The 2,179-nt window shown below is 37.9% G+C and carries 2 protein-coding genes and 1 pseudogene; 1 reads left to right on the top strand and 2 read right to left on the bottom strand.

All coding sequences use genetic code 11. The annotated features are described in order from the left end of the window. On the top strand, positions 1–705 hold a 705-nt coding region (locus RT405_RS03385; protein WP_313467555.1), incomplete at its 5' end, for an amidohydrolase. 47 nt (positions 706–752) lie between these two features. On the opposite strand, the gene RT405_RS03380 is transcribed toward RT405_RS03385, so the two are convergent. Beyond that, positions 753–1,364: a hypothetical protein gene (locus tag RT405_RS03380; RefSeq protein ID WP_313467553.1), complete on the bottom strand. Its 612-nt coding sequence runs from the start codon at positions 1,362–1,364 to the stop codon at positions 753–755. Positions 1,365–1,688: 324 nt separating this feature from the next. Continuing rightward, positions 1,689–2,179: pseudogene (locus tag RT405_RS03375) on the bottom strand (hypothetical protein); the annotation flags it as partial.

Below are 2,179 nucleotides of genomic sequence, written 5' to 3'. Positions count from 1 at the left end.
TTTGGTCTTCATTTGGATTCATCCGTCGAAACCGGCAAAATCGTAGCTACAGCCGGTCGAACCAATGCTTCTTGTGATATCTTTTCAATCACCGTCCATGGTGAAAGCGGACATGCTGCACGGCCAGATTTAGGACGTGATGCTTTATTAACGGCTGCAGCGATTACCGTTGAATTGCAAAGTATTGTCGGGCGTGAAGTCAGTCCATTGGATAATGTCGTGGTAGCTGTCGGCGTTTTAAAAGCTGGAACACGCTACAATATCATTGCAAATGAAGCCACACTGGAAGGTACGGTTCGGACATTTAGCCATGAAACACGCCAATTTGTATTAGAAGCTGTTGAACGTATTGCACGTGACGTGGCAAAAGCGCATCGCACAACGATTGAATTTAAAAATTATGATGCGGCTGCTCCGCTGATCAATCATCCCACTGCCACAAATCGTGCCGCTCGCCTTGGTGCTGAAATGGTCGGCGAAGAAAATGTCATCAGAGACAACGAAAAAAGCTTAGGAGCAGATGACTTTGCTGACTTTTTAGCCGTTGCTGAAGGAGTTTATGCACGTGTCGGTACGAAAAATCCTGAGGATCCAGATACGTGGTACGGCCATCATCATGAGAACTTTGATATCGATGAGCGCGGCTTGGCTATTGCTACTGAATTACATGTCAATTATGCTTTAGATTATTTAAACGACCTTTAAATCTCATAAACAACCCGTCATTCTGTATAGAGTGACGGGTTGTTTTTTCATCCTAATTCAATTGAAAATTCAAAACCATTTACTGTTGGACTCTCTGTAAAGGATCCTCCAGTCTCTTTGAAGAGCAATTCAATTCCCGTAATATCATCCGGCAAAGCAGGTGAAACGACGTAACTATAACTCATATGCCCAGGTATCCCACCGCCTCCATCTGAATGGCAAACGTATGTATCATTAATAGATAAGTCAAAAAAATCAGGGCTACGGCTATTATCAAAAGTATCTTTATTCGGTTCATCCCAATCTAAATACAAATACACCATACTAGCATTAGCATATTGCCGAATAAAAGACACTGTATACATCATTCCTGCATGTTCAACAGATTTAAGTATAGGTAAATATTTTCTAAATTCAACAGGCACAACAGTTGGTTCAAACTTATTCTCTATTTCCATTGTTGCAAAAAGTACCTGTAAATATTCTTCTTGAAAACCGTATTCATCTGCTAATCTAGAAATTATCTTATCAGATGGCAAAATTGAATTTCTTTTTGAAATTTCTTTACGTTGATTTAATAACTCGCAAATTTTTTTGTCAATTGAGAAAAGCTGTTCATTATATTGTTCAGTTAACCCTTCAGTTGGTTCAAATTTCATAGTTAGTTCCTCCCTTTTTGTCTCTATATAATAGAGCTAATTGTTTTCTTACACAAAAATAAATTTATGTTACAATCGAACCATCTGTCAGGAGGTAGTTCGTATGTTTTTTTCGTTTTTTGTCTCTATAGGAATTCTCACTATCCCAATTTGGGGTATCGTCTTTTGTTTAAATTTGATCGCTATCATAGAAAAAATAAAGTATGAAAGAGCTTATACAAAAAACACTTTTTGGTTTACGTTATCATTTGTATTTATTGTAACCATGTTTATTTTTATTCTTGCTGATTAAGCGTCTTGATTTTAATATTCTATTGTTCAGAATTAGATTGATTCTTCCTCTACTTCACCAGTAACTTTATCGACTAAATACCAACCAATAGTAGCCGTAGCTTGTTCGCCATTGTCTCCGGGAGCCGATAGGCTAAATGCTTGGACGGTATATTTCCCTTCTTCTTTCTCTTCTTCAACACGAACGCTGATTCCTTCCAGTTCATACCCTTTTTGTTCTTTTAAATAATCAAGCACTTTTTTAGATGCTTCCTCTGTAGTCAGTTCATTACTTTCTTCTTGTTCTGCTGAATCATTAGTAACTTCGCTTTCAGAAACAGTACTATTTTGAGAGTCGCTTAATTTGCTATCAGAGCTATTGATAGCTTCAGAAGTAACTGAACTACTTTCACTGCTGGTCGTCGTATCTATGCTTTGCATGTCTTTTGATTCAGTAACAGATGTATCCGCTGTATGCTCTTCATTTGTGGAGCACCCTACTAGTACTGCTGCACAAACCCCAATTGCTAGAAAACGAGAGCTTT

This window comes from Carnobacterium sp., assembly GCF_032094055.1.
Taxonomy (GTDB): Bacteria; Bacillota; Bacilli; order Lactobacillales; family Carnobacteriaceae; genus Carnobacterium_A.
This window is presented reverse-complemented; position numbering and strand designations above follow the sequence as displayed.

Bases quoted from the DNA above. Each gene is read 5' to 3' on its own strand.
- RT405_RS03380 (WP_313467553.1), bottom strand. From the start codon at position 1,364: ATGAAATTTGAACCAACTGAAGGGTTAACTGAACAATATAATGAACAG.